The 20,936-nt window shown below is 44.8% G+C and carries 17 protein-coding genes; 12 read left to right on the top strand and 5 right to left on the bottom strand.

Annotated elements, in window-relative coordinates; genetic code table 11:
* Positions 1 to 256 precede the first annotated feature (256 nt).
* Positions 257 to 826, top strand: a complete 570-nt coding sequence (locus NE671_RS12540; RefSeq protein ID WP_021652971.1) for an NUDIX hydrolase — start codon at positions 257 to 259, stop codon at positions 824 to 826.
* Positions 827 to 832: 6 nt separating this feature from the next.
* A complete protein-coding gene (locus NE671_RS12535) occupies positions 833 to 1,393 on the top strand; it encodes a flavin reductase family protein (protein WP_015526817.1) in 561 nt (186 codons plus the stop codon).
* A 92-nt stretch (positions 1,394 to 1,485) separates the two neighbouring features.
* Here NE671_RS12535 and NE671_RS12530 read toward each other — a convergent pair whose 3' ends face one another.
* Entirely contained in the window at positions 1,486 to 2,307 is an 822-nt protein-coding gene (locus NE671_RS12530; protein ID WP_015526816.1) for a Cof-type HAD-IIB family hydrolase, read from the bottom strand.
* A gap of 77 nt (positions 2,308 to 2,384) precedes the next feature.
* Here NE671_RS12530 and NE671_RS16205 point away from each other — a divergent pair, with 77 nt between their 5' ends.
* From NE671_RS16205 to NE671_RS12515, 4 genes are all read left to right on the top strand, one after another.
* Positions 2,385 to 2,558 (top strand): hypothetical protein, encoded by a 174-nt coding sequence (locus NE671_RS16205; RefSeq protein ID WP_173722735.1) that lies wholly within the window; start codon positions 2,385 to 2,387, stop codon positions 2,556 to 2,558.
* Positions 2,559 to 2,853: 295 nt separating this feature from the next.
* A complete protein-coding gene (locus NE671_RS12525) occupies positions 2,854 to 2,997 on the top strand; it encodes a maltose acetyltransferase domain-containing protein (protein WP_015526815.1) in 144 nt (47 codons plus the stop codon).
* Between the two features lie 109 nt (positions 2,998 to 3,106).
* On the top strand, positions 3,107 to 4,408 hold the full coding sequence (gene hydF / locus NE671_RS12520; protein ID WP_173722677.1) for a [FeFe] hydrogenase H-cluster maturation GTPase HydF: 1,302 nt from the start codon (positions 3,107 to 3,109) through the stop codon (positions 4,406 to 4,408).
* Positions 4,409 to 4,506: 98 nt separating this feature from the next.
* Positions 4,507 to 5,199 carry a hypothetical protein gene (locus tag NE671_RS12515; protein WP_015526812.1) on the top strand — a complete coding sequence of 231 codons (693 nt, stop codon included), beginning with the start codon at positions 4,507 to 4,509 and terminating at the stop codon, positions 5,197 to 5,199.
* 199 nt (positions 5,200 to 5,398) lie between these two features.
* Here the strand turns inward: NE671_RS12515 and NE671_RS12510 are convergent, their stop codons facing one another.
* Entirely contained in the window at positions 5,399 to 7,162 is a 1,764-nt protein-coding gene (locus NE671_RS12510) for an ABC transporter ATP-binding protein (RefSeq protein ID WP_173722679.1), read from the bottom strand.
* Positions 7,159 to 8,925: an ABC transporter ATP-binding protein gene (locus NE671_RS12505; protein ID WP_173740873.1), complete on the bottom strand. Its 1,767-nt coding sequence runs from the start codon at positions 8,923 to 8,925 to the stop codon at positions 7,159 to 7,161. The genes NE671_RS12510 and NE671_RS12505 overlap by 4 nt, the downstream gene beginning before the upstream one ends.
* 319 nt (positions 8,926 to 9,244) lie before the next feature.
* On the opposite strand from NE671_RS12505, the gene NE671_RS12500 reads away from it, so the two are divergent.
* Positions 9,245 to 10,120 (top strand): LysR family transcriptional regulator, encoded by an 876-nt coding sequence (locus NE671_RS12500; RefSeq protein WP_173722683.1) that lies wholly within the window; start codon positions 9,245 to 9,247, stop codon positions 10,118 to 10,120.
* Between the two features lie 32 nt (positions 10,121 to 10,152).
* Here NE671_RS12500 and NE671_RS12495 read toward each other — a convergent pair whose 3' ends face one another.
* The gene (locus NE671_RS12495) at positions 10,153 to 12,312 is read right to left on the bottom strand and encodes a SulP family inorganic anion transporter (RefSeq protein ID WP_173722685.1); all 2,160 of its coding nucleotides are present in this window, start codon (positions 12,310 to 12,312) and stop codon (positions 10,153 to 10,155) included.
* A 205-nt stretch (positions 12,313 to 12,517) separates the two neighbouring features.
* Between NE671_RS12495 and mnmA the strand changes: the two genes are divergently transcribed.
* Both mnmA and NE671_RS12485 read left to right on the top strand, forming a co-directional pair.
* Complete coding sequence (gene mnmA, locus NE671_RS12490; protein ID WP_092070899.1) at positions 12,518 to 13,606, top strand: tRNA 2-thiouridine(34) synthase MnmA; 1,089 nt, start codon at positions 12,518 to 12,520, stop codon at positions 13,604 to 13,606.
* 261 nt (positions 13,607 to 13,867) lie between these two features.
* Entirely contained in the window at positions 13,868 to 15,175 is a 1,308-nt protein-coding gene (locus NE671_RS12485; RefSeq protein WP_015526804.1) for an O-acetylhomoserine aminocarboxypropyltransferase/cysteine synthase family protein, read from the top strand.
* 177 nt (positions 15,176 to 15,352) lie between these two features.
* Here NE671_RS12485 and NE671_RS12480 read toward each other — a convergent pair whose 3' ends face one another.
* Positions 15,353 to 16,210, bottom strand: a complete 858-nt coding sequence (locus NE671_RS12480; RefSeq protein WP_092070896.1) for a polysaccharide deacetylase family protein — start codon at positions 16,208 to 16,210, stop codon at positions 15,353 to 15,355.
* Between the two features lie 621 nt (positions 16,211 to 16,831).
* On the opposite strand from NE671_RS12480, the gene eno reads away from it, so the two are divergent.
* From eno to rnr, 3 genes are all read left to right on the top strand, one after another.
* Positions 16,832 to 18,181 (top strand): phosphopyruvate hydratase, encoded by a 1,350-nt coding sequence (gene eno / locus NE671_RS12475; RefSeq protein ID WP_256164044.1) that lies wholly within the window; start codon positions 16,832 to 16,834, stop codon positions 18,179 to 18,181.
* Between the two features lie 70 nt (positions 18,182 to 18,251).
* Positions 18,252 to 18,485 carry a preprotein translocase subunit SecG gene (gene secG / locus NE671_RS12470; RefSeq protein ID WP_021652956.1) on the top strand — a complete coding sequence of 78 codons (234 nt, stop codon included), beginning with the start codon at positions 18,252 to 18,254 and terminating at the stop codon, positions 18,483 to 18,485.
* 155 nt (positions 18,486 to 18,640) lie between these two features.
* Positions 18,641 to 20,932: a ribonuclease R gene (rnr, locus tag NE671_RS12465; RefSeq protein WP_173740874.1), complete on the top strand. Its 2,292-nt coding sequence runs from the start codon at positions 18,641 to 18,643 to the stop codon at positions 20,930 to 20,932.
* The last annotated feature ends 4 nt before the right edge of the window (positions 20,933 to 20,936 follow it).

Genomic DNA, 20,936 nt, shown 5'->3' with positions numbered 1-20,936 from the left:
ATGCGGCTGTTAACCGCAGTGTCGTTGGTTCGAGTCCAACAGGGGGAGTTTTTTTATGCCTGTAAACAAGGAATTGTTTACAGGCACTTTTTATATGTTTGTATAAATATCCGTTATATATATCGTAATATTTGACCGAATCAAGTAATTCCCTATAGAATGTTTTCTGATAACAGACTGGAAACTATTTCGAAATCATGCTAGAATGAAATTGGTTTGGTTAAGAAAGAATAATTTATGAGAAAGAAGCAAAAAAATGGAATTATTTGATATCATAGATGAAAACGGAAATCCCACTGGAAAGATCGTAGAACGGAGTATTGCTCACGCAGAAGGAATCCCTCATCGTACTGCTCATATCTGGATCATCCGTCGGAGGAATGAAAAAACGGAGATCCTTCTTCAGAAAAGATCCAGAAACAAGGACTCCTTTCCTGGAAAATTTGATACTTCATCTGCAGGTCACATACAGGCAGGAGATGAACCAATGGAATCGGCATTACGGGAACTGGAAGAAGAACTGGGAATCCATGCAGAATCAGCTGATCTGCAGTTTGCAGGAAAATTCCCCATATCTTTTGCCAGAGAATTTCATGGAAAAATATTCCGGGATGAAGAAATCGCTTTTGTTTATATCTACGATCACCCGGTAGAGATCGATCATCTTACACTTCAAAAGGAAGAAGTAGAAGAGGTACAGTGGTTTGATCTGGAAGAAACGTATCAGCAATGCAGTCAGCACAGAGATAAATTCTGTGTTCCGCTGGGAGGTCTGCAGCTTGTACGTCAATTTATAAAAAGTAACGGCAATACAATAAAGGAGTGAAAGATCATGAGAAAAGATTTCGGAGCAAAGCCTTACACTTATCCACAGCCGGTATTAATGATCGCTACATATGGTGAAGATGGAAAACCGGATGTTATGAATGCAGCCTGGGGAGGAATCAGCGATGATAAGGAAATTTCCATCTGTGTCAGTGAAAATCATAAAACAACTGAAAACATCCTGAAAAAAGGCGCTTTTACAGTAAGTATGGCAGATGTGGAGCATATGACAGCCTGCGACTATGTAGGAATTGTTTCCGGAAACAAAGAGCCGGATAAATTTGTAAAAGCCGGATTTACAGCAGAAAAATCTGAAAAAGTAGATGCACCTATTATCAAAGAGCTTCCAATCTGTATAGAATGTAAGCTGAAAAGCTATGACAAAGACACCTGCCGGCTGATCGGTGAGATCGTAAATGTCAGCGTGGATGAGAGCGTTCTGGATGAAAATGGAAACGTAGATGTTGCAAAAGCAGCACCGATCACTTTTGATCCGTTCAACAATGCATATATCCGTCTTGGCGAAAAAGTCGGCGATGCTTTTAAAGCCGGAACGGCACTGAAATAAATAATATCTACTGAAATACAGAAAGTCTCTTTCACAGGTACAGATAAAAAATTATCTTCTGGAAGAGACTTTCTATTTGTTATAAATATTCTTTAATTCAGAACTCCCAATTCTTTAAAGGCCTGAAAAATCCCGTCCTGATCATTACTCTTTGTTACAAAAGAGAAATGTTTTTGCAGCTCAGAAGGTGCATTTCCCATCAAAACTCCACATCCTACTGCCTCCAGCATTTCCAGATCATTATAATTATCTCCGAATGCAATAGTACTGGTAAGAGGGATTTTTCGAAGATCACAAAGATATTTTACAGCTTCCGCTTTGTTTATGCCGCCAGCCATGATCTCCAGAAGAGAATCGGAAGATCTTGCAATAGATAATTCCGGAAAATATTTGCGAAGAAGTGTTTCTGACGGTGACATATATTCAGAATCGCACATACACAGGATTTTATCTACCATAAGCGTATCTGAGAGAGACTGAAGGGATCCCTCTATAGAGGTAGTTTCCACAACCGTTTCTTCATGGATTACATGAGGGTCTGTTCGGTCTTTTACGATCCAGTCTTCTGAGGTAAAAACATTCCAGGTCACGTGAGGACATTTTTTTTCGATCACATCAATGATTTTGGAAGCGTCGGAAATGCTTATTCCTTTTTCGTAAAGGATATTTTGATCTTCATCCAGGATTAGTGCACCACTGAATGCAATGGTACAACAATGGAAATCATTTTTTTTAATAATAGGACGGATGCCGGAAGGGCTTCGTGCTGAAGAAATAGTAAACAGAACGCCCTGATCTGTCAAAGTATGAATGGCGGAACTGGTCAGCGGAGATACCACATGTTCTGAGGTTAGTAAAGTGCCGTCAATATCGCTGAAAACAGCCTGTGGCTTAAATGAAGATAATGGTTTCATATTCGAGATCCTTTCTGTAAAAGATGAGTATAGGTGTTTCTGTATATAAAATAGCACATAAATAACAAAATAAAAATATATCCAGATTTCATTATGACAAAGCTTTTTTTGGAGCCAGTGCAGTAGATGCCTCTTTTGGAGCATCGGCCACTAGAGAGATCGAAGCAGCTGTGAAACGCTGCGTGTATGCCAATGCAGAGGAAAGCTATCTTCTGCGGACCATACCAAGTTTGGCAAAAAAAATCTCATAAAATATAATGATGTCAGTGAGTACCAGTTGATCTTTACCGATGAAGAATTGGAAACGGAGCAGAAAAATAAAGTGATCCGACAGGGTGGAAGGTTTTGTGAATAGCAAAAATACAGAAATCTGTTGACAGAAGATAAATCTGCAGATTATATATAAATATAACAGATTCACGAAAAAGCCTCGGATTATTCAGAAAATTCATGCTTGTAGGTGAATATAGGATATGATAACATAAAAAATATCATTTTTGTAAAAACGCAAAAAAGGAGGTGCTGACATGCGCTCAATGAGAAAAAATGCATACAGGAGAGCTATATCTTCCTAATGATGATGAGATCATCCAGGATCAGATCAAAAAGCTGGATCGACTTTATGATTTCAATATGACACGTCCCACACAGTTGGATAAAAGAAATGCTGAAAGAGATACTACACTATGATATAAGAGTGGAAGGAATGTCCGGCTTTTGAAAAATCAAAAAGAAGCAGGTTGATAGGAACAGGAATGGATGAGGACCTGTCTGATGCTGAAAGAAAAGAGGATAAATTATGGGAATGAATGAAACACCGTCAGCAGACCGTGTACATATCGGTTTTTTTGGCAGAAGAAATGCAGGAAAATCCAGTATCGTAAATAAGGTGACAGGCCAGGAGCTGGCTGTGGTATCCGATGTAAAGGGAACTACTACAGATCCGGTAAGTAAGGCCATGGAACTACTTCCTATGGGCCCGGTGGTGATCATAGATACACCAGGTATTGATGATGAAGGACATCTTGGAGAACTTCGCGTCCGCAAGGCGAAACAGGTGTTGAACAGAGTGGATGTAGCAGTTCTTGTAGTAGATGCCACTGTGGGAAAAACCAGTGTGGATGAAGAATTGATCCATATTTTTAAAGAGAAGGAGATTCCATATCTGGTTGTTTATAACAAGGCAGATCTGCTGAAAACAAAAGATGGGAACCGGCTTTCTTCAGATAATAACTTAAACCGGAATACCCATGCGGGTGCGGTCAAAGAGAGTAGTGTCAGCCAGAAACAGGATCATGAAAACCAGAACACAGAGCAATCTATTTATGCCAGCGCCGCCACCGGTCAGAATATCTACGAATTGAAAGAAAAGATCGCTTCGCTGGCAGTAACGGATGAACTGAAATTGCGTCTGGTAGGGGATCTCCTTGAACCATCAGATTTTGCGATTCTTGTAGTTCCCATAGATAAAGCTGCACCAAAAGGGCGTCTGATCCTTCCGCAGCAGCAGACGATCCGTGATGTGCTGGAAGCCGGAGCAGCAGCCATCGTGCTCAAAGAGGATGAGCTTTCCAATACACTGGAAACCTTGGGGAAAAAACCAAAGCTTGTGATCACAGACAGCCAGGTCTTTGCCAGAGTCAGTGAAGAAACTCCAGAAGATATCTGGCTTACTTCATTCTCTATTCTGTTTGCCAGATTTAAAGGAAATCTAAAGACAGCGGCAGCTGGGGCAGCAGCACTGGACCGGCTGAAAGACGGTGACAAGATCCTGATCTCAGAGGGATGTACCCACCACAGGCAGTGTGATGATATCGGAACAGTCAAGCTTCCACGCTGGATCCGTAATTATACGGGGAAAGAGCTGGAATTTGAGTATTCCTCCGGAAGAGATTTCCCGGAGGATGTGACAAAGTACAGTCTGATCGTGCATTGTGGCGGATGTATGCTTAATGAGAGAGAAATGCGTTACCGTCAGAAATGTGCATTGGATCAGGAGATTCCTATCACCAATTACGGAATTGCCATTGCCTACATGCAGGGAATCCTGAAACGTTGTGTGGAAATGTTCCCGGATGTGAGGAAAGAACTGGATCAGTAATTTTTTTCAGGTGTTTACATTTTTTCCGAAAAATGATATAGTAGCGATTGTTCATTTTATAAATTTGCAAAAGGTGACGATAAGGAGTTGCAGATACAATGATCGATCAGACACTTTCACAGGCCCTGCAGAAAGAAATTCCAATACTTACAGCTCAGATCCGAAGTCTCTATGCAGAATTCGATAAAAAATTTCATCTTAACGGAGCAAAGATCCCTATAACTTTTGGCATGGAGCCGGATCTGCTGGGATCTTATACAAGAGGCAGCTGCCACGAAAAAGAGCATTTCCATTTTTCTCTGCTGTTTATTGGCTATGCGGTAAAAAATCCTCTGAAAAAAGAAGACCGACTGGATCTTTACAAACATGAATATGCTCACTATATGCAGTATAATTTTCACATTCCCTCAGAGTATCAGTGGCAGCACGGAACCCACGGAAGCGCCTGGAAATACTGCTGTTCCCTGACTGGTGCGGCACCAACGCCATATTATAAGGCAGGGGAAGCTCTGATGAAACACAACTATGAGAAAAAACTCCGAAGCCCGATCCATGACCGTACTGTAACGGTGCGGGATACTTACAGAAGAGAGCAGCAGCACAGGAATACTCAGAACAGTATTGTACGCTATGAGATCGGAGAGGATGTCAGTCATCCGAAATTCGGAACCGGAAATATTGAGCATGTAGAGCAGCTTCCGGGTTCTGTAAGGCTTCACATCCGTTTTGGAGAAGAACTGAAAGTGATCGATCAGAAATGGCTTCTTCGGACAAAATATAAAAAGATCTGAATATAGTTTTATAAAAATAGACATCATCCTGGATATCAAAATAGATATCATATGGAGATGTTTATTTTTTTTATATCATTGATACAGTATAAAAAAATTCTCCGGTACAGAAAATCTGTGTTCCGGAGAATTTTAAGTCAGGCGGATATTTGCGATCCGCATTTAGCCAGTTGCCTGATTCGGTTAAAATCAGCTTATATTACTCAGAAACCTGCACAAACTGGCTGTTATAAAGCTTCTGATAGAATCCGCCTTTTGCCATAAGCTCTTCATGGTTTCCCTGCTCGATGATGCTTCCGTCTTTCATGACAAGAATCTCATCTGCATTGCGGATGGTAGAAAGACGGTGTGCAACGATAAAGCTTGTTCGCCCCTGCATCATCCGGTCAAATGCCTCCTGGATCAGCATTTCTGTTCGGGTATCAATACTGGAGGTTGCCTCGTCAAGGATCAGCATCGGCGGCAGACACAGCATGACACGGGTGATGCAGAGAAGCTGCTTTTGTCCTTGACTTAAGCTGTCTTCATAAAGAATGGTATCCAGGCCATTTGGAAGACGGCGGATAAATTCCCAGCTGTGGGACATTTTAGCTGCCTGGATCACGTCCTCATCAGAAGAATCCGGCTTTCCGATACAGATGTTGTCACGGACAGTTCCATGCTTGATCCAGGTATCCTGGAGAACCATGCCATAGCTTCCGCGGAGGGCATGTCTGGAAACATCGGTGATGGGGGTTCCGTCCACGGAAATACTTCCACCGGTGACGTCATAGAACCGCATCAGCAAGTTGATAAAAGTTGTCTTGCCACAACCGGTAGGGCCTACGATGGCAATACGTCTGCCTGGTTCTGTATGAAGATTAAAGTTTTTAATGAGAGGTTTGTCCGCTTCGTAGCGGAAGGAAACATTCTGGATATCCACTGCACCTTTTACATCGACAAGAGTTCCGGACGGATCTGGGCTTTCTGGCTCTTCCTCCAGAAGATCAAAGATCCTGGTAGCGCATGCCAGAGCGTTCTGAAGCTCTGTGATCACGGAGCTGATATCGTTGAAGGGCTTCATATACTGGTTTGCATAAGCCAGCAGTACGGAAAGTCCACCAACAGTCAGATGACCGCCCGGGATCAGAAAGGCACCTGCAAGAGCTACACCTGCGTAAATGATGTTGTTGACACATCGTGTGGACGGGTTGGTGAGGCTGCTGTAAAAAACAGCCTTCTGGCTGGCATCACGGAGTTCTTCATTGATCGCAGCAAAACGTTCGGAAGAACGATTTTCGTAACCAAAGGCCTGAACCACTTTTTGATTTCCGATCATTTCCTCGATCAGTGCAGTCTGACGTCCACGGGCATCACTCTGCGCACGGAACATCTGGAAGGAATGGGAGGAGATGAATTTCGCCACAAAAAAGCTTACAGGTGTCAGGACAATGATCATCAGAGTGATCCACACATTTTTGGAGAACATGAAGAGCAGGGTTCCGATGATGGTGATGACACCGGAAAACAGCTGTGTAAATCCAAGGAGCATACCATCGGAAAGAATATCCGTATCTGCGATGACACGGCTGATGATATCACCGGTGCTGTGTCCGTCCAGGTAGGACAGAGGAAGCTTCTGGATATGGCGGATGGATCTTGCACGGATATCCTGTACTGTGCGGTAGGTCATACGGTTGTTGATGACACTCATGATCCAGGTGGCAATGCCGGAAAATACGATCATGACAAGAATACGGGAAAGATAGAATCCCATTCTTGTAAAATCAACTTCGTGGGCAGCAACGACCTCATCAATGGCATAACCAAAAAGTACGGGGACATACAGCTGCAAAATTACAGTGACTGCTGCCAGGATCACACTTAATACGAGAAGAAAACGGTATTTTCCAATGAAACGTAGTACCTTGAAAAAGGTTGCCATGCTGTTTTTGCTTTTGGCGGTTGTATCTGTTTTACTCATGCCAGGACCTCCTTTCCAGTCGCTTTTTCATATTTGGTACGCTCTTCCGGGAACTGTGAGAAAAAGATCTCACGGTAGGTTTCACAGGTAGAGATCAGCTCCTGATGGGTTCCTTTTCCGGAAAGCTGACCGTCATCCAGTACCAGGATCAGATCGGCCTGGCGGATGCTGGCGGCTCTCTGGGATACCAGGAAGGTGGTTGTTTTTCCACCAAGCTGGTGAAGGGATTTCCGAAGTGCCGCATCTGTGGCAAAGTCAAGAGCACTGGCACTGTCATCCAGGATCAGAATCTCTGGCTTTTTCACAAGGGCGCGGGCAATGGTAAGTCTCTGACGCTGGCCACCGGAAAGATTCCGGCCGTTCTGTTCCAGACGGAAATCCAGCTGACCGTCCTTTTTCTCTACGATTTCACGAGCCTGAGCGGTGGTAAGTGCTTCCCACATTTCTTCGTCCGTGGCATCTTCCCGTCCCCAGCTTAAGTTATCGCGGATGGTTCCCTGGAAAAGTGCTGCTTTTTGAGGAACTACGCCGATTTTTTCCCTGAGTTCCTGCCTGGAATAGGTCTGTACATTCTGACCGTCGAGGGTAATGACTCCGGAGGTTGCGTCGTAGAAACGGGCGATCAGATCCACAAGAGTGGATTTACCGCTTCCGGTACCGCCGATGATTCCGATCGTAGAGCCTTTTTTTGCGGAAAAAGTGATATCAGAAAGGCTAGGTGCGCCGGTTCCTGCATAGGAGAAACTCACATGGTCAAAGGCAACTGCATAGTCACTGCTTTCCGCAGTCGGTAAGGAAGCTTTGTCCGGGTAAGTCATGGTGGAATCGACCTTCAGGATTCCGGCAACGCGATCCGCACAGGCCATGGATTTGTTCAGGGTGATGATCAGGGACGCAAGCTTGATCAGTTCTACGATCATCTGTGCCATATAGTTGTAAAGAGCAACTATTTCACCCTGCTGCATGTTTCCGAGGTTTACCTGTACACCTGCAGTCCGGATCAGGATTACTGTTGCGATATTGATCAGTACATAAGTTGCAGGATTTAAAAGTGCAGAGATTTTTCCGACAAATTCGTTCAGTCTGGTAAGTGCAAGATTGCTTTCGTCAAACTCCGCAACGGCATTAGCTTCACGGCAAAATGCACGGATCACACGGACACCGGTCAGGTTTTCTCTGGTAAGACGGGTGACGGAATCCAGACGTCCCTGTACTTTTTTGAAAAGCGGGATACTTAAAAACATGATCACAAAGACAACCAGGAACAGTACCGGAATGGCAACAGCGAAGATCAGTGCACAGCGCACATTGATGGTAAAAGCCATTACCATAGAGCCTAGAACAATAAACGGGCTTCGAAGAAGAAGACGGAGTCCCATGTTTACTCCGTTCTGTACCTGATTGACATCGTCTGTAAGACGGGTGATCAGCGTGTCAGTGCCAAGGGTGTCCAGCTCCGTATAGGAAAGCTTCTGGATATGGTCAAATACAGCCTGACGCACTTCTGTGGCAAAGCCTACGCTGGCTTTTGCAGCAAAAAACTGTGCAGTAATGCTGACTGCAAGTCCTGCAGCAGCCATCAGTATCAGAATAAAAAACTTCTGAACGATATAGCCGTGGTCATTATTTGCAATTCCCACATCGATGATCTGGGCGATGACGACAGGCACCAGCAGATCAAATACAACTTCCAGAAACTTGAAAAAAGGAGCCAGAACGCTTTCTTTTTTGTAATTTCGAAGATATTTTGCGAGTGTTCGCATTTCTTTTTCTTCCTCCGTTTCCTTATTTTCTATAATAAACCTCTGTTATTATACTCCTATGGAGATAATACGTATAATATTGTTTTTAATGTATGATAATATAATTTTGCTATTGCCTGGGACGGAAATCTGTGGGATGATAGAAGTATGGTTTTTCGGATAATTGCGTGGGAAAGATATTCATAGTATTTACAAAGTATTGCAGATATAGTATTTCTTAACCGAATTAAGAAAGTACTTTGTGGGATAGCGAAAAGCAATAAGCAGTAGATGGGTTTTGCCTGTGTTATATACCAGATAAAGAAAGAAGGATTTATATATGGAAATCAGACAGCTGGAATATTTTCATGAGATCGCAGCAACAGGAAGCATCAATGAAGCCGCAAGGAGACTGAACATGTCCCAGCCGCCGCTGAGCTATCAGATCAAGCAGCTGGAAGCAGAGCTGAAGGTGAAGCTTTTTGAGCGGACCAGGGCAGGCGTGACACTGACAGAAGCCGGAAAGCTTCTTTATGACAGGACAGAGAACATTTTGAGCTACGTTCGTTCCACAGAACTGGAAGTATCCAAAGCAGGGAAAAAACAGGTTTTACGTATCGGGATCACGCCAACCACAGTGACCACCATTATGCCTTATATTTCCAGATTTTCTAGGGAAAATTGTGATGTAAACTTTGAGGTAAGGGATGCGATCACCTTTACACTTCTGAATTATCTGATGGATGGGATCATTGATGTTTCGGTAGTGCGTACACCTATCAAGCTGGAAGGTTTAAATTATCTGGAACTGGATGAGGAACCCATGATCGCGGTCCTTCCTCCGGAGATCCCGGAAAATGAGACAAAAAAAGAGAGCATCAGCCTTAAAGAACTGACTGAATGCCCTCTCATTATTTACCGGCGGTACGAAGAATTTCTGATGAAAGCCTTTGGAGAAAAAAATCTCCAGCCAGATATTTTCTGTGTCTGCGATGATCCCAGAGACGCCATGCTCTGGGTGCAGGAAGGTCTTGCAACCGCCGTTTTTCCAAGATCCATGGAAGATCTCTGTACAGATCTTCCGATCCGCATCATTGAAGAAGAGAAGCTGAAGACCAGGATCCTTCTTGCCTGGAAAAAGGATCGCAGGCCTTCTGCCGTGATGCAGGATTTTATCAATATCTGTGAGAAATATGCAGGAAACCCTGCAATCTGATCATGGACCTGGAAAGGGGATGTATGCAGAAATCAGTCTTTGAGATGCTCTTCCTTCCAGTGCTTCCATTTCTGAACAGCTTCCGGATTCTGCTTTTCCAGCCGTTCTTCCAGCTTTTTCCGGCGCTGTTCCAGCCGTTCTAGGACTTCCGGATGCTCGGCAAGGATTTTTTCTTTCAGCTTGCCACGGCGCTTTTCTAGAAGATGAAGGATCAGTTTCCGGTCGGAAGTTAATTCCTCAGGCAGCTCATCCATATGTAATTCAATTCTTCGAAGCAGTTCATCCTCATCCAGAACACCCAGCCCATGCCAGTTATCCAGAAGCTCTTCCAGACCTTCTTCGGAGAGACGTTGGATATCCGGGATCTGATGCAGCTGTTCAATAATGTGATGGACAGATTCTTCGATCTCTTTTACTGCATCATCACCAAAAGCCCAGGCGAACTCTTCCAGGGTATTTTCTTCCTCTGCCGGAAGAAAAGCGATACTGCGGCGCAGAAGCTTTGTCTCGTCTTCCTTTGGAACATCCAGTTCATAAGGGGCTTCGATCCCTGCGTCATGCAGAGCAGCAAGAATGGTACGGCGGACCATACCGTCCTTGATCATATGACCGATGCCGAACTGACGCAGCTGGTCATTGATCTGGGTGGAATGCTCTGTGAGGTAAAAACGGATCCCACGTTTTTTCAGGCTTGCGGAGATGGCATCCAGATGGTCTGCTGCTGTGACATCAATGCTGTTGATAGCACTGGCATCTACGATCACTACCCTGGTGTCTTTTCGGATGCTGTTCTCAATATCTTCCTGAAAAATCTTTATATTTGCAAAAAACAGGTTTTCACTGAAACGGTAGATCACAACGCCCTTAATAGGGTAGGCGAAACGGTTTTTGGACAGATCAAAATAAGCATCTCTTCCAGGGATCATACCACGGAAGGAGCGCGGCGGGTTGGTGGCCTTCAGGATCACAGCTACGAAAGAGAGCAGGATACCAATGATAACCCCATAAATGGTTCCAAGACAGAGCACACTGAAACCGGCAGCCATGAAGATGTAGAATTCTGTACGGCTTACTTTGAAAAGACGTACAGCCAGATGGGTTTCCACCACATCCATCAGAGCAGAGATCACAATGGCTGTCAGTACAGGAACTGGAAGATATCCGATAAAACAGGTGCCGAAAAGAAGGATCAGAGCCATGGTGATCCCGGCAGTGATGGAAACCGCCTGAGATTTTCCACCGTACTGTTCATTGAGGGAGGTGCGGGAGATACTGCCGTTTACTGGGCAGCAGCCTACTGCGGCGGCAGCAATATTTCCGGCGGCACAGGCCAGGATTTCCTGACGGTCGTTCAGCTTATAATCATTGCGGAACGCAAAGGTATTCTCTGCAAGAAGAGTTTCTGCCATAATGACAACAGCAACCATAAGACCGCGGCCTGCCGCCTGGGTCAGATCAACATTTCCGAAATCCGGGATCACCAGGGAGGGAAGCCCACGTTCTACAGACTGCAGGAGGACTACGCCTTTTTCGTTTACATGAAAAACAACGGTGGAAAGAACACCCAGAGCCATAATAACGATAGCCATGGGGAATTTCGGCGCCAGCTTTTTAAATGTGCGGATCAGCACCAGAGCACCAAGCCCCATGAAGAGGGAAAGCCAGCTGATATTTTTGGCAGCAGCGAAGATATGCTCTGCCAGTTCCAGGAGCTCTCCGGATCCTGCAGGACTTCCCATAAGTTTCGGGATCTGCATCAGGATGATGGTAACTGCGATACCGCTGATAAAACCGCCCATCACAGGTGTGGAGATAAAGTCCACGATCTTATCAGCGTGGAGCAGAAAGAAGATAAACAGCCACAGACCTGCAAAAAGTGCGATGGCAGGAACATAATCCATGGCAGCTTCTGACTCTGCAGCAATGCCAAGAGTAGACAGTGCACCACCTACAATGGCAGCAGGTGCCGCATCAACTCCGAAGATAAACTGTCTTGAAGTGGAAAATAGAGCAAACAAAAGGATCGGCAGAACAGAACCGTATAGTCCGTATACCGCCGGGATCCCGGAAATCTGGGCATATCCCATGGAGATAGGGATGGAAACAGCTGCTATGATGATGCCGGAGAAAATATCTTTGGGAAGGTATTCCTTCCGATATCCTCGCAGCGTGGAAAATAGGGAAAGCTTCATATAGTCACATCCTTTTCTGAAAAATATTTTCTATTATATACCAAAGAGAGCCTGCAGGAAAGAAGCAAAGCAAAGGTTCCGGGTGAAAAATCGTGGACAAAGAATAACTGCCATATTATAATAAATGCGAAATTGCAGTAACCGTAAGAGAATACAGGCTGCAAAGCTGAGAAATTATCAATCATCAGGAAAGGTTAAGATATAAATGAAAAAAGCGATCATAGCAATGAGCGGCGGTGTAGACAGCTCCGTGGCAGCTCTTTTGACAAAGGAATCCGGTGACGAGTGCATCGGCGCTACCATGAAACTTTACAACAACGAAGATATCGGTGTCCACAGGGAAAAGACCTGCTGTTCCCTAGACGATGTTGAGGATGCCAGAAGCGTAGCCTATCAGATGGATATGCCTTACTACGTGTTTAATTTTACCGCAGATTTCCATACAGAGGTTATGGACAGGTTTGTAGATGCCTACGAAAATGGCTGCACCCCTAATCCATGTATCGACTGTAACCGATATCTGAAATTTGATAAAATGTTTCACCGCATGCAGGAGATTGGCTACGATTATATTGTAACCGGACATTATGCAAGAGTGGAGTACGATGAGAAACGGGACCGCTACCTTCTGAAAAAAGCAGTGGACGATACAAAGGATCAGTCATACGTTCTCTATATGCTGACCCAGGAACAGCTGGCACATGTAAAGCTTCCGCTTGGAGGTCTTCGGAAGGACCAGGTTCGTGTCATTGCCGAAAAACATGGCTTTATCAATGCCAGAAAGCATGACAGTCAGGATATCTGCTTTGTACCGGACGGCGACTATGCGAAATTTATTGAGAAGTACACAGGCAAAAAAACACCGGAGGGTGCTTTTGTAGATAAAGAGGGAAACTATATCGGACGCCATAAGGGGATCATCCATTACACGATCGGCCAGCGCCGCGGCCTTGGCATTCCGGCGGCCAGCCGTCTTTATGTCTGTGAGATCTCTCCGAAGACCAATACGGTAGTTCTCGGGGACAACGCAGATCTTTTCAGTAGTGAACTGGAGGCAGACAGTGTAAATCTGATCTCTGTGGACTGCTTAGCTGAGCCGAAAAGAGTGACTGCCAAGATCCGTTACCGTCACAAAGAGCAGCCTGCCACTGCATGGCAGACACAGGATGGCATCCTTCATGTGAAATTTGATGAACCGCAGAGAGCCATCACAAAAGGCCAGGCTGTAGTGATGTATGACGGAGATGAGGTTGTAGGTGGTGGCGTTATAAATAAAATCTATAGCCAGTCATAAATAAAGGTGAGAACCTAAATAGATAAACCCCATTGACATACTAGGAAAAGGGTGATATGATTGCATCATCAAAAAACGGAGCACACAAAACAAGGTGAGCAACGTGATGATCAGGAGGAAATCATGAAGGTTTTACAGAAGTCAACAAGGGTGTTTATCGAAGAAAAGCGAATGTGTTGTTGTCGCTGATAAGCAGATGATCATAAGATAAGAAATTACTATTTTACCGAATATAAGAATAAAAGAAAAGAGGACAAACACATGAGCAAAATTACAAGAGATCAGAGAAAATTCAAATTTGAGACATTACAGCTTCACGTAGGACAGGAACAGCCGGATCCGGTTACAGATGCAAGAGCAGTACCAATCTACCAGACATCTTCCTATGTATTCCGCAACTGCGATCATGCAGCAGCACGTTTCGGACTTGCAGATGCCGGTAACATTTACGGACGTCTTACAAACCCGACAGAGGACGTATTTGAGAAGAGGATCGCAGCACTTGAAGGTGGTTCCGCAGCACTTGCAGTAGCATCCGGTGCAGCAGCTATCACATACACGATCGAGAATCTTGCACAGCAGGGAGATCACATTGTAGCAGCCAAAAATATTTACGGCGGTACAACAAACCTTCTGGAGCATACGCTTCCGGCATACGGAATCACAACAACATTTGTTGATGTATTCAATCTCGAGGAAGTGGAGAATGCGATCCAGGAGAACACAAAAGCTGTTTATATTGAGACTCTTGGAAACCCAAATTCTGATGTTGTAGATATTGAGGCTCTTGCAAAAATTGCTCACAAACATAAAATTCCGCTTGTTGTAGATAATACATTTGCAACACCATACCTCGTAAGACCAATTGAGTACGGCGCAGATATCGTTGTTCATTCCGCAACAAAATTCATCGGTGGCCACGGAACTACTATCGGTGGTGTGATCGTAGAGAGTGGTAAGTTTGACTGGGAGGCATCCGGCAAATTTGCATCTCTTACAGAGCCAAACCCAAGCTATCATGGCGTAAGCTTCACAAAAGCATGCGGACCGGCAGCATTTGTTACAAAGATCCGTGCGATCCTTCTTCGTGACACAGGAGCAACAATTTCTCCGGTGAGCTCCTTTATCTTCCTTCAGGGACTTGAGACACTGTCTCTCCGTGTAGAGCGTCATGTTGAGAACGCACTGAAGGTTGTACAGTATCTGAATGATCATCCGCAGGTAGAGAAGGTTCATCATCCGTCTGTATCCACAGATCCAAGCCAGCAGGAGCTTTATAAGAAATATTTCCCTAACGGCGGCGGTTCCATCTTTACATTTGAGATCAAGGGAGACGCACAGAAGGCAAAGGATTTCATTGATAACCTTGAGCTGTTCTCACTTCTTGCAAACGTTGCAGATGTGAAATCCCTTGTTATCCATCCGGCTACTACAACACACAGCCAGTGCACAGAGGAAGAGCTTCTTGATCAGGGAATCAAGCCAAACACGATCCGTCTTTCCATCGGAACTGAGAATATCGATGATATCATCCAGGATCTTGATGAGGCATTCAAGGCTGTCCAGTAAATAAGACAATTAAATAAGAAGAACACCTTCTGAAATCAATAGCACAGAAAAATCTGTCCCAGGACATATGAGAACATAGTCCCGGGGCAGATTTTTTTTGTGCTTATCTGGAAAATCCAAAAGTGGGAAGATCCGTGTCGATGGCACTGAGGATGCATGGATCATGTGCGCTTTTTTTCAGGCGGATCCCGATGCCACAAGTTCTTCTAATGTTCCGAAGGTATATCCCATCTCTTCCCATTTTGTCAGTAGCTCATCCAGAATGGAAGCATTGGTGGAAGAGGTGCTGTGCAGTAGCACGATGGCACCCGGATGGATCCGTCCCAGAAGCTTTTCAAAAGCTTCTTCTTTCGAAGGCTGCTTATCCTGATACCAGTCCACATAAGCCAGACTCCAGAAAAAGGTGTGGTATCCCATCTCTTTTGCCATCTCTAAATTTTCCACGCTGTAAATGCCCTGGGGCGGGCGATAAAATTTTGTCATTTCTTTTCCGGTGGCTTCCTTATAAAGAACCTCCACATCCTCAAGCTGCTTCTGAAAGGCTTCCTTTGTGGAGATGCCGGACATATCCGGGTGTGTCATGGTGTGGTTGCCTATGGTATGGCCTGCATTTACGATCTCACGGATCAGTTCCGGTTTTTCACGGATCAGAGTCCCCACAACAAAAAATGTGGCATGTATCTGATGCTTATGTAAGGCATTCAGAATGGCAGGCATATTTCCATTGTCATAGCCTGCGTCAAAGGTAAGATAGATTTTTTTCTCATCGGTATCGGCTGCATACCAGGCATTGTATTTTTTTAATTCTTCCATAGAAGCATTTCCTGTGGGCCGTTTGCCTTCTTCCTGAAAACCGAGCCCCCAGTTTTCATTTTGGAATGTCATAGAAGCAGAAGAGGTCTGGTTGCTTTTGGCAGAATTCGGATCGGATCGTGGGTTGGAAGTAAAATGAGAATAGATCTTTCCTACAAGACTGCCAAGAGCAAAAGCCATGACAAAGAAAAAAATAAGACGGTAGATGTGTTTTTGTTTCATGGGAACCTCAGAGAAAATGGAGTTATTAATATGTTTATGAACACAGAGAAGAAGATATGAAAGCAGAAGATCATGAGGCTATGTTTGTAAGAAAGGGATAAAAATAAGAGCCATCAGCGATTGATTTCTTCTGCCGATGACTCTTTTAATTTTCATTATCCAATGGAATATACCTCTCATTTCTTAGATTTAAAACTTATACGGAATTAAAATTTACGTTCTCGGTGGTCCGTACCTCCTTGTTTTAATTATAATGTAAAATCGTTAAATCTTCTGGTGGACTGTACCTCTCTTTCTTAGATTATGGGAAGTAAGTTATGTTTTCGGTGGGTTCACGCTCCTTTTTGATTTAGTTTTTTGTTTTCCGTTTGTTTTATTTGATGGTTAAACTATAACAGATAAAATAGAAAATGTCAATACTAAATTTTTAAAATAATAAGAATATATTTAAAAAGAAAAATAATAAAAATAAAACAACAAAAAAATCAGATAATATCGAAACCAGATAAAAGGTATAGACCAAAACCTTTTCGGACAAGATACCTTTATGAACATAAGAAGAGAATCACAAAGTGCAGGAGATCATAAACAGTATTATTATTTTCAAGGAGGGAAAAACTTATGCTACGTTATCTGCCTGTTCGAAAAGTTCATGCAAGACAGGTCCTTGATTCCAGGGGGAATCCTACAGTGGAAGCGGAAGTGACGGTAGGTGAAGGAATTGTGGGGATTAATGGATACACAGGAAGAGCCATGGTGCCGTCCGGAGCATCCACAGGTAAATTTGAGGCTGTGGAGCTGCGAGACGGAAACCGGGAGGAATATCTGGGCCAGAGTGTAAAAAAGGCAGTGGAAAATATCAATACACGTCTGGCAGATGCCATTATCGGAGAGAATGCCCTGAACCAGGCATGGATCGATCATCTTCTGATCGAAACCGACGGAACGGAGAACAAAAGCAGCGCAGGAGCCAATGCCACGCTGGCAGTATCTCTGGCAGCAGCCCGTGCAGCAGCCGGGGCCCTTCGGCTTCCTCTTTATCAGTATCTGGGCGGCTGCCATACCATGCAGCTTCCGGTACCGATGATGAATATTTTAAACGGGGGAAAGCATGCGGACAATACGGTAGATCTTCAGGAGTTTATGATCATGCCAACAGGAGCTTGCTGTCTGGAAAAGGGTATCCGCATGTGTGCGGAAGTCTACCAGCACTTAAAGCTTCTTCTCAGGGAAAAAGGACTCTCCACAGCGGTTGGAGATGAAGGCGGCTTTGCTCCGGATCTTTCAGATTCGGAGGAAGTGCTTACCCTGATCGTTCATGCCATAGAAAAAGCAGGATATAAACCAGGAGAAGAGATCACCATTGCCATTGATGCAGCCTCCAGCGAGCTTTATGATGAGGAAAAGGGCGTGTACTTTTTCCCTGGGGAGAGTCGCATGAAAGGAGAAAAGATCTACCGGGATGCTGGTGAGATGACAGAGTATTATGAAAAACTGGTGGAAAAATTTCCCATTGTTTCCATTGAAGACGGTCTCTGGGAGGATGACTGGGAAGGCTGGAAATATCTGACGGAACACCTGGGAAAAAAGATCCAGCTGGTAGGCGACGATCTGTTTGTCACCAATATCAAACGGCTGCACTGTGGCATCGGACTTGATGTTGCCAATGCTATCCTTATTAAAGTAAACCAGATCGGAACTCTCACGGAAACTCTGGATGCGGTGGAGATGGCTCAGCATGCCGGGTATCGTGCAGTGATCTCTCGCAGATCCGGGGAAACAGAGGATTCCTTTATCGCAGATCTGGCAGTTGCCTGTGGGGCGGGACAGATCAAAACAGGCGCACCCTGCCGTTCGGACCGGAACGCCAAGTATAACCAGCTTCTGCGGATCCACGAACAGCTCGGAGCTCTTGGAAGATATAAAGATCCTTTTGCAAAAAAATCTCAGAAAAAGCCCTGCATAAAATAAACGGAAAATGGTTGAAATCCCGGTTTAGCTATGGTAAAATAACCTCTAGTTGATTAGGAGGTGTAACCGCGTGAACATTTTGAAAATTATTCTGACTGTAATTTATGCAATAGATTGTATCGCTCTGACTGTTGTCGTACTGATGCAGGAGGGCAAGCAGCAGGGTCTTGGCTCTATCGCCGGAGTAGCTGATACTTACTGGGGTAAGAATAAGGGCCGTTCCATGGAAGGTGGTCTTGTAAGAGGTACCATTATCATGGGAGTTATTTTCTTTGTACTGTCAATCGTACTGAACATTATCTGATCTGCCAGGGGCAGAACAGAAGTTGGTAACACTCTTGCTGCGTTAGCATGCAGAAGAAACTCGGATGGGGACTTCTTTTGTTAATCAGCAGGAGTGTTTTTGCGTTGATACAGAGGCACGGGTGAGCCTTCCTCCGGAATGATAACAGGGTAAAAATGAAATATAAATATGAAACAGGAGAAAATGTGAAAAGATCGAAAAATTTTGAAAAAAGAAAAAAGTTTATAATGGAGCTTCTGGGAGATCCGCTGTATAAGCCCATGCGCCTGCGTGAGATCGCATCTCTTCTTCAGCTGGATAAGAGTGAGAAAAAAGAGCTTTTTGACGTGCTGGACGAGCTTTGCGCCCAGGGCAAGGCTGAAGTAGATAATAAAGGAAGATACAGCAAGGTTTCCGGCAAGCGCAGAGACAGACGAAAGAATAAAGAAGCTCTGAAGGCAGAAAAGCCGGAGCGTGGCCGTAAGGGAAGAGAATGCAGAGAGAAGAATCATGAGGAATATCGTTTCTCCGAGAAGGACGGAACCATCATGGAGGGAACTTTTATTGGCCATTACAAGGGCTTTGGCTTTGTGGAAGTGGAGGGTCAGGAACAGGATATTTTTATTCCGGAAAATGACACGGGAAGCGCCATGCATCAGGATAAGGTGCAGATCCTTGTACGGAACGGACATAAAGAGGGAAAACGTCAGGAAGGCGTTGTGCTGAAGGTTCTGGAAAGGGGAATGCCTTCGATCGTGGGAACATACCAGAGCAGCCGTGATTATGGCTTTGTGATCAGTGATAACCCCAAATTTTCCAAAGATATCTTTGTTTCCAGAAAAAACTCCATGGGAGCAAAGGACGGAGACAAGGTAGTTGCAGAGATCACAGATTACGGCTCCAGAAACCGGAAGCCGGAAGGAAAGATCACAGAGGTGCTGGGAAACTTACGTTCACCTGGAACAGATATCCTTGCTATTGTGAAGAGCTTTAATATACCAAGTGTATTTCCTGACAAAGTACTTCGTCAGGCTGACCGTGTGCCGGATCATGTACAGGAAGCGGATCTGGATGGAAGACTGGATCTCAGAAATCTTGTTACAGTTACCATTGACGGTGAGGATGCAAAGGATCTGGATGATGCCATTTCCCTGACAAAGGAGGATGGAATCTACCATCTGGGTGTGCACATCGCAGACGTGAGCAACTATGTTCAGGGCGGCAGTGCCCTTGACAGAGAGGCACTGAAGCGCGGAACCTCCGTCTATCTTGCAGACCGTGTCATTCCCATGCTCCCGGAGCGGCTTTCCAACGGTATCTGTTCTCTGAACCAGGGACAGGACCGTCTGACCTTAAGCTGTCTGATGGATGTTAATGAAAAAGGAAAGGTGATTTCCCATAAGATCGCAGAAACCGTGATCCGTGTAGATGAGCGTATGTGTTACACAGATGTGAAAAATATTCTGGAAGATACTGATGAGGTGGCGAAGAAACGCTATGAAGCTCTGATCCCCATGTTTTTCTTGATGAAAGAGCTTTCCGGGATCCTGCGTAGCCGTCGGCATACAAGAGGTTCCATTGATTTTGATTTTCCGGAGAGTAAGATCATCCTGAATGCTGCAGGAAGAGCTATTGATGTGCAGCCCTATGAGGCCAATGTGGCAACCAGGATCATTGAGGATTTTATGCTTCTTGCCAATGAAACTGTGGCACAGGAATACTGCACCGGAGATTATCCCTTTGTATACAGAACACATGAAAATCCGGATCCGGAAAAGATTGAAAGTCTTTTGATGCTTCTTCATAATGAAGGAGTCAACATACAGAAATCCGGACAGGAGATCACGCCTGGTGAGATCCAGGAGATCCTGGAAAGTATTGAGGGAATGCCCAATGAGGCACAGATCAGCCGCCTGACCTTGCGTACCATGAAACAGGCAAAATATACTACGGAATGCAGCGGACATTTCGGACTTGCAGCGAAGTATTACTGCCACTTTACTTCTCCGATCCGAAGATATCCGGATCTTCAGATCCACAGGATCATCCATGACCGTCTGAGAGGCAGACTGGTAAGGGAAGGACGTACCGAGCATTACAAGGAGATCCTGGATGAAGTAGCACGCCAGTCCAGTGTGTGCGAACGGCGTGCAGACGAAGCAGAAAGAGAATCCGATAAGCTGAAGAAAGCAGAGTATATGTCCTATCATCTGGGCGAGGAGTATGAGGGGATCATCTCCGGCGTTACAGGATGGGGACTTTATGTGGAGCTTCCGAATACCGTGGAAGGACTGATCCATATCAATACATTACGAGATGACTATTATGTATTTGACCAGGATGCATATGAACTGCGGGGAGACATGACAGGAAAGATCTTCCGTCTTGGGCAGAAGGTCCGTGTCCGTGTGGCAGATGCGGATAAAATGCTGAAAACCGTGGATTTTGTCCTGGCTGAGGAAGACTGAGGGA

The organism is Blautia sp. DFI.9.10, from assembly GCF_024461705.1.
Classification (GTDB): Bacteria; Bacillota; Clostridia; order Lachnospirales; family Lachnospiraceae; genus Blautia_A; species Blautia_A fusiformis.
The sequence above is the reverse complement of the archived record's forward strand: the minus strand, read 5'-3'. Positions and strand labels throughout refer to the sequence as shown.